This is a genomic window from Zoogloea sp. (genome assembly GCF_030157465.1).
In the GTDB taxonomy this organism is placed as follows: Bacteria; Pseudomonadota; Gammaproteobacteria; order Burkholderiales; family Rhodocyclaceae; genus Zoogloea.
The window spans coordinates 23,292-30,098 of record NZ_JAOAUU010000166.1 but is presented as its reverse complement, the minus strand read 5'-3'; the positions used below and the strand labels follow the sequence as shown (position 1 = coordinate 30,098).

Sequence of the window (6,807 nt, the reverse complement as noted above, 5' to 3'; positions counted from 1 at the left end):
CGATTTTTTTGGTGAATTTCAAAAAAACCATGTCGTTCGAGTGCGATGGCCCTGGCTGGGCTCCCAGACACAACTTGATTTTCTTCCCGAGCGGCACACCGATTTCATCTTTGCTGTGCTGGCAGAAGAGCTTGGTCTGCTCGGCACGCTTACGCTGCTTGTCATTTACATCGCCCTTGTTCTGCGGGGTCTCAGTATTGCCTTGCACACCAAGGACAGGTTCGGGCGTTATGTGGCGGGCAGTTTGACCCTGAGCATCTTCTCCTATGCCTTCGTCAATATGGGCATGGTCACGGGGATGCTCCCGGTGGTTGGAGTTCCCCTTCCCTTCATGAGCTACGGCGGCACGGCCTTGGTCATCCTGTGCATCTCACTCGGAATCCTGATGTCGATCGCCCATAGCCGCACGACCGCCAGGGAAGGCTAATCAAGACGGGTGAGTCACCCGCCAATCTTCGATGCGATTTATTTCTGAACCAATTAGCTTAATCACGTGCTTCTTGCGGCACGCCCTGATCATTTTCGGTTTGTTATCGGCGGGGCCTGCTTTCAGTGACAAGACCAAGGATTTGCCCCTGCGGGGAAACCTGATCATTGTCGGCGGAGGCGACACGCCGGTCGCCGTACAGGAACGCTTCGTTGCCCTGGCCGGTGGCCCCGGAAAGGCAAGGATTGCCCTGTTTCCCATGGCCAGCACCGCCTTCGACGAAGAGGCGCGGGAAGTCATGGCTGACTTCCAGAAACTGAACGCTGACACCCACCTCATCAACCTCGAACGCAAGGAGGCCCAGCTGGAGTCAACGGCACAGCTTCTCGAAGGGTTTTCCGGCTACTGGTTTCTGGGCGGAGACCAGAATCGTCTCGCGGCTACGCTCCTTGGCACGCGGGTGCTCGACGTGATTGAGCGCAGGTATCAGGAGGGCGCCGTCATTGGCGGAACCTCGGCAGGTGCGGCCGTGATGACAAGCGAAATGCTGACCGGCAAGCCCAAGTCCGATAAAGGCGAGTTTCTGGCCATCGCCCGTGGAACCATTGACGTTGGCAAGGGCTTCGGCTTCTTGCCGGGGGCCATTGTGGATCAGCACTTTCTGAAACGAGCCCGCTACAACCGCTTGCTGAGCGCCGTGCTTGATCAGCCGCAATTGATCGGGGTGGGTATTGACGAAGAAACGGCGCTGCAGGTGCGCCCCGATGGTCGATGGGAGGTACTGGGCAATAGCTACGTGAAGGTGATCGATGCCCGCAGGGCACGTTTGACCCATGACCGAAAATCCATTGTGGGTGCGAGCAATATCAGATTGCATCTCCTGCCGAGGGGCGGCGTATTTGACCCTAAGAAGGGAGGTGTCACACTGCCCAGCACCTAATGCAGGCACGCGGTTCCCGACCTGCCGGCACAGGGCAGCTCTTTCACCCCAGACTGAGCCGCACCAGTTCTGCCACGCTGCCAACGCCCAGCTTGTCCATCATCCGGGCTTTGTGCACTTCTACGGTTCGGGGGCTGATCGCCAGCTCGGCGGCGATTTCGCGGTTGTGTCGCCCCGCCACCACGCGTTCCATCACCTCTTTTTCCCTTTGCGTCAGGCCGTCGAGAAGGCGCTGAACCTGATCTCGGTTCAAAGCGGCATCAGCGATTTTCCTTTGCCGGGCAAAGGCTTCGCTGATGGCGGCCAGAAGCCTCGATTCGTCCAGTGGTTTTTCCAGGAAATCCACGGCAAGGGCCCGGAAGGCTTCGCGGGCGGAGTCCACGTCGCCGTGGCCGGTCATGATCACGACGGGCAGATCCGAACCGAGCTCAAGGAGTCTCTTTTGCAGCGTCAGGCCATCCATGCCCGGCATCCGGATGTCGAGCAGCAGGCAGCCGTGCCAGTGGGGTTTGAAAGCTTTGAGAAAGCTGTCCGCATCGGCAAATACCGCAAGGCGGTAATCGTGGATGCCCAGCAGCAGGCCCAGTGCATCGCGCACGGCGGGGTCGTCATCAACGATGAAGACGGTCAGGTTGTCTGTCATGAGGTCGGTGTTTTCGGTGATTCTTGAATCGGCAACACGAGTTTGAACACGCCGTGGTCGGCCACTTCCCCCCACAGGCTACCGCCGTGGGTTTCTGCGATGGCCCGGCTGATCACCAGCCCCAGACCCATCCCGCTCGATTTCGATGAATAAAAGGACTCGAAGGCCCGTTCCGCGTCCTGGCTTGTGAGCCCGGCGCCGGAGTCTTCGACGCAGATGATGACCCGCTCTCCCGGCAGTCGTTCCGCATGGATGGATACCTGCCGCCCGGTTACGTCCGCCACGGCAACGGCTTCAAAGGCATTGGACAGAAGATTGCGCAAGACCACCTCCAGCTGGAGCTGATCGGCCAGAAGCATGATTTCCGGCACCTCAGCCACGAGAAACTGAATTTCGGTTTGCTGGGCCTTGGTCTTGTAATGTTCCGCTGCAGCCTCGATGATCTGCCGAAGCGCAACCGTTTCGAGTTTCGTCGCGCCGGTTCGGAAAAAATCCCGCAGGCGCCGCACCACATCGCCGGCTCGTCGGGCTTCAGCGCGCATGCCATTGATTGCGGCGTCCAGTCGGGCGCCCGTTTCGCCCCGTGCCTGAAGGGCGTCATAGGCCGAGGCATAGGCCCCCATCGCCGTCAGCGGTTGATTGAGTTCGTGGGCCAAGGCCCCGGCCATCTCGCCAGCAGCGGCCAGACGCAAGGTTTGCCGAAGCTCCCCGCTGGTCCGGCGCTGCTCATCCACGACGCCGCCAATAAAGAATCCGATCAGCGCCATGACGACGGCGAGCATCTGCAGTTCGGCCACCGTTACCGCGCTGAAATCCAGCACCTGAACGGCCGCGATCACCCCGACCTGCAGCAGCGTTGCCGACACGATCGCCCCGGCCATGCCTTGTCGGGCCGAAGCCCAGACGATAGGCAGAAACAGGAAGTAAAAAAGCTTGAAGCCACCGTCCCCCCCCAGGCCGAAAGCAATCCCCAGCGCCAAAAGGCCCAGCAGTGAATACCCGAGGGTCTCCCAGCACAGGAGCGCAGAGCCCAGCGCAAGCCGGCCACGCTCGCCGGTGAGCCACCAGAAAAGCGGCATCGCAACGGTAATGCCCACGGCGTCGCCGACCCAGAACTGGAGCACGCCCGTCAGCCAGCCCCCCGACGGTAGCAGCCCGAGCAGGTGCAGGCTGGTCAGGTAAACCACGCTGTTGAGCAGCGTACCGAGCACAACCGGCACCATCCACCCCAGCAAGGCGGCCCGATCGTCCAGCAAGGTGGTGGGAGACATGCGCCGCCTGAGTGCTTCGCTTAAGAGCAGGTATCCGACGGCGAGAATGAGGGCCGACAGCAGACTGTTCCACCAGGGAAACGGCACCCCGCGCACCAGATATTCGCTGAGCAGCACGGCGAGCACGAGAACCGGACGTGCTGTTGTGCCCTGACGCAGCAGGTAGACCAGCCCGAGCGCAGGCGCCGGATTCCAGGGCGTAATGTTCAGGCCGTGGAGCGGATGGATGAAGCTCGCCGCATCGAGAGCGATGTAGAGACCGATGAATCCGAGAGAGAGCAGGTGCTTGTGCAAGACGAAATGGAGGCCGGCCGGGGGGTTGGGGAATTGTGGGGCAAGCGGATCGATCAGGTAACAAGGGAAACGCGTACGTGTTTCCGTTACGTGATCCCCGAATTTCGCTGAACGATCCCGCCGAGTAATGTAAGGGTGACTTCATCACGCTTACATGATCATGGCCAGTCTGGCTGCATCGGTCCCTGAGATCGTCGCCGCTGCCGTTTTTGCGGTGGCTGTCATTCACACGTTTTCCACCCGGTTCTTCGCGCACCTGGCCCACCTGCAGCCTCGTCATGCAGGGCTCTGGCATCTGCTGGGTGAGGTGGAGGTGGTGTTCGGGTTTTGGGCCTTCGTGCTCGTCGCGGCGCTTTTCTGGCTGTCCGGCCAGGATGCGGCGGTGGGTTATCTGGAGGGACGAAACTTCACCGAGCCGATGTTCGTCTTCGTGGTGATGGTCATAGCGGCAAGCCGGCCGATTGTGACGACCGTGATTGGCATGGTGCGTCTGCTGGCCGCAATGATTCCCATCCACAAGGCGCTGGCAACCTATTTTCTGTGCCTGTCGGTCGTTCCGCTACTGGGCTCATTCATTACCGAGCCGGCGGCCATGACCCTTGCCGCACTGATGCTGCGGGACAGCTACTTCCAGCAGGGACTGTCCAACCGACTCAAGTACGCCACCCTGGGCATGCTCTTCGTTAATGTGTCCATCGGCGGGACAATGACCCATTTTGCGGCGCCACCCGTCCTGATGGTGGCAGCGAAGTGGCAGTGGGACACGCTTTTCATGATCTCCCATTTCGGCTGGAAAGCGGCCTTCGCGGTGTTTGTGAACGCAGTAGTACTGACCTGGTTCTTCCGGCGGGAAGTGGCTGCCAAAGGCCGTACCGACCATGACAGCCGCCGGGCTGCGACACCCCTCACCGTTACCGGCATCCACCTTCTGTTCCTGGTCGGTGCCATCTTTTTCGCGCACCACCCGGTCGTGTTCATGGGGCTCTTCCTGTTCTTTCTAGGCTTCACCCAGGCCTACAAGACCCATCAGGACCCGCTCATTCTCCGGGAAGGGCTGCTGGTCGCATTTTTCCTTGCTGGATTGGTTGTACTTGGTGGCATGCAGCAGTGGTGGCTCCAGCACGCCTTGGTGGGCGTCGAGCCGACTGTACTGTATTTCCTTGCCACGGCCTTGACCGCCATAACCGACAACGCGGCGCTGACCTATCTGGCCTCCCTGGTGGAGGGCGTCTCCCCTGAGTTCAAGTACGCCGTTGTTGCCGGCGCAGTCACGGGTGGTGGCCTCACCTTCATCGCCAATGCCCCTAACCCGGCCGGGGTGGCCATCCTGAAATCGAGTTTCGATGATGAGTCCATCAGCCCCATGGGCCTCTTCCTGGCTGCGCTGCCGCCAACTTGCGTGGCGATCTTCGCATTTCAAGTGCTGTGATGCTGAAGCCCAGCCTGATCCTGTGCTCCCGAAATTTGCAGTGGGTACTGGTGCAGGTCTTCCCGCGCCTGCGGGCATGGCCCATTCGGGACTGGCCCACCTTACTCGGCAAGGCCAATGAACTGGAGTCCGACCCGTTCGAACGGATCGGTCTGATCGCTGGACTCGTGCTGGTGACTTGGCTGCTGCGACCTCCGGACGACATGGAAGCGTCCTTCCTGCTCCTTTTTTTCACTCAGATGGTACTGGCCGTGCCCTTGCTCCTCGTTATCGCGGGACCGCTCTATCTCAGGCGTATCCGTAGAGGCTTGCAGGAAGCGTACAGGCAGGAACATCCGTCTCCAGAAGCGCCACGCCCCGAAGGGGAGTGAAATGGGAAGTCCCACGATCATGAAACATGCCGTTCACCGGCTCCTGATCCCTGTTGACGCAAAGGAAGGATCTCGCCGTGGCGTCGGCTACGCCATCAACCTGGCTAGACAGGCCGAGGACGTCGAAGCGTGCCTGCTCTACATCGTTGCACCTGTTCGTAACTGGGAAGTTCTGCGCTTCAGGACCGAGCAGGAAATTCATCGTCACTTTCAGGAGCGATCTGAGGTTTTTCTGCAAGAGGCGTCGGCGCCCCTGAAGGCTGCCGGCATTTCCTGCAAAACCTACTTCCGCGAACAGGAACCCGTATTTGGAATCCTCGATCTGGCAGAGCAGCTCGACTGCACCGCGATTGTGATTCCCAAGCCCGACTGGCTGGAGCGCATCTCGAGCGGGATGGGCCGCAACCTCAAAAGCGCCCAGCGGTCGATCCCCGTTGTACAAGTTCGCGCCGACGGCTCGGTGGAGCACTGATCAATTTCATGTTCCCGCAGCTGACATAGAACATCACCTCAAGAACAAGGAAAACAACATCTCTACAGGACACCAGGGTTATATGGTTGATAAACGATGCTGAAAATTGGACTGATTGGTTACGGCAAAGCCGGGCAAGCCGTGGCGAACGTGTTGCAGGCAGAGCCAGACTTGGAGCTGAGCTGGATCGCCCGCAGAACGCATCAGAATGCTTTTGATGAGTCCGGCGCCTGCAGCATTCCCGTCATCGGCCTGGACCAGATCGATCTCGCCAACTGGCTGGATAAGCACCCCGTCGACGCACTGGTCGACTTTTCCGGGCCGGAGGCTGTGCGCCAGTATGGAGAAGAGCTTCGTCGGCGTCGCCTGATGCTCGTCACCGCGATCTCTGCCTACAGTGACGCTGATCTGGCCTACATCCAGTCACTGGGGGAAGACGCGCGGGTCATGAGTTGCCCGAACATCACGCTGGGAATCAATTTCCTGATCCTCGCAGCAAGATTGTTGCGCGAGATAGCACCCCATGCGGACATCGCGATTCTCGAAGAGCACTTTCGCGACAAGCCTGAAGTCTCCGGTACTGCACGCAAAATCGCAGAGTCTCTGGAACTCGACGACGCCAACATCACGTCGCTACGGCTGGGCGGCATCGTCGGCCACCATGAGGTGGTATTCGGCTTCCCGTATCAAACGGTGCGGCTCAGCCATGATTCGATTCGGCGAGAGGCCTTCGGCACCGGTGCAGCGTTTGCCTTGCGTGAGTTGGCGGCACGTACCGAGCCGGGCTACTTCAGTTTTGAAGACTTGCTGATGCAGCGGTTGCGCACTCAATGGTTGCGTGCCTGAAAGAGAGCGTTTATTGCCAGGGCTCCCGCAGGCTCACGAACGGCATCAATCGTCATCCACCTCGAAACCCGATAGCGCCGCCCGCAACTCGAGCGGGGTCGGCCCCCGTTATTG

8 protein-coding genes are annotated in these 6,807 nt (G+C 60.0%); 6 read left to right on the top strand and 2 right to left on the bottom strand.

From position 1 onward, the window contains the following. Both Q1W26_RS19950 and Q1W26_RS19945 read left to right on the top strand, forming a co-directional pair. Positions 1-427, top strand: a 427-nt coding sequence (locus tag Q1W26_RS19950) for an FtsW/RodA/SpoVE family cell cycle protein (protein WP_300444038.1), incomplete at its 5' end; no start/stop codon positions are given. 31 nt (positions 428-458) lie between these two features. Next, entirely contained in the window at positions 459-1,367 is a 909-nt protein-coding gene (locus Q1W26_RS19945; protein WP_300444032.1) for a cyanophycinase, read from the top strand. A 43-nt stretch (positions 1,368-1,410) separates the two neighbouring features. Here Q1W26_RS19945 and Q1W26_RS19940 read toward each other — a convergent pair whose 3' ends face one another. After that, the gene (locus Q1W26_RS19940) at positions 1,411-2,010 is read right to left on the bottom strand and encodes a response regulator (RefSeq protein ID WP_300444020.1); all 600 of its coding nucleotides are present in this window, start codon (positions 2,008-2,010) and stop codon (positions 1,411-1,413) included. After that, positions 2,007-3,575, bottom strand: a complete 1,569-nt coding sequence (locus tag Q1W26_RS19935) for an ATP-binding protein (protein WP_300444018.1) — start codon at positions 3,573-3,575, stop codon at positions 2,007-2,009. The genes Q1W26_RS19940 and Q1W26_RS19935 overlap by 4 nt, the downstream gene beginning before the upstream one ends. 160 nt (positions 3,576-3,735) lie before the next feature. Between Q1W26_RS19935 and Q1W26_RS19930 the strand changes: the two genes are divergently transcribed. The 4 genes from Q1W26_RS19930 (at position 3,736) to Q1W26_RS19915 (ending at position 6,693) form a co-directional block, all read left to right on the top strand. Continuing rightward, entirely contained in the window at positions 3,736-5,004 is a 1,269-nt protein-coding gene (locus tag Q1W26_RS19930) for a putative Na+/H+ antiporter (RefSeq protein WP_300444010.1), read from the top strand. Further along, positions 5,004-5,375 carry a hypothetical protein gene (locus Q1W26_RS19925; RefSeq protein ID WP_300443999.1) on the top strand — a complete coding sequence of 124 codons (372 nt, stop codon included), beginning with the start codon at positions 5,004-5,006 and terminating at the stop codon, positions 5,373-5,375. Before Q1W26_RS19930 ends, Q1W26_RS19925 begins: the two co-directional genes overlap by 1 nt. Before the next feature lie 19 nt (positions 5,376-5,394). After that, positions 5,395-5,847 carry a universal stress protein gene (locus Q1W26_RS19920; protein ID WP_300443996.1) on the top strand — a complete coding sequence of 151 codons (453 nt, stop codon included), beginning with the start codon at positions 5,395-5,397 and terminating at the stop codon, positions 5,845-5,847. A 96-nt stretch (positions 5,848-5,943) separates the two neighbouring features. Beyond that, the gene (locus tag Q1W26_RS19915; protein WP_300443987.1) at positions 5,944-6,693 is read left to right on the top strand and encodes a dihydrodipicolinate reductase C-terminal domain-containing protein; all 750 of its coding nucleotides are present in this window, start codon (positions 5,944-5,946) and stop codon (positions 6,691-6,693) included. Positions 6,694-6,807 lie beyond the last annotated feature (114 nt).

Bases quoted from the DNA above. Each gene is read 5' to 3' on its own strand.
- Q1W26_RS19945 (WP_300444032.1), top strand. From the start codon at position 459: ATGCGATTTATTTCTGAACCAATTAGCTTAATCACGTGCTTCTTGCGG.
- Q1W26_RS19940 (WP_300444020.1), bottom strand. From the start codon at position 2,010: ATGACAGACAACCTGACCGTCTTCATCGTTGATGACGACCCCGCCGTG.
- Q1W26_RS19930 (WP_300444010.1), top strand. From the start codon at position 3,736: ATGGCCAGTCTGGCTGCATCGGTCCCTGAGATCGTCGCCGCTGCCGTT.
- Q1W26_RS19925 (WP_300443999.1), top strand. From the start codon at position 5,004: ATGCTGAAGCCCAGCCTGATCCTGTGCTCCCGAAATTTGCAGTGGGTA.
- Q1W26_RS19920 (WP_300443996.1), top strand. From the start codon at position 5,395: ATGAAACATGCCGTTCACCGGCTCCTGATCCCTGTTGACGCAAAGGAA.
- Q1W26_RS19915 (WP_300443987.1), top strand. From the start codon at position 5,944: ATGCTGAAAATTGGACTGATTGGTTACGGCAAAGCCGGGCAAGCCGTG.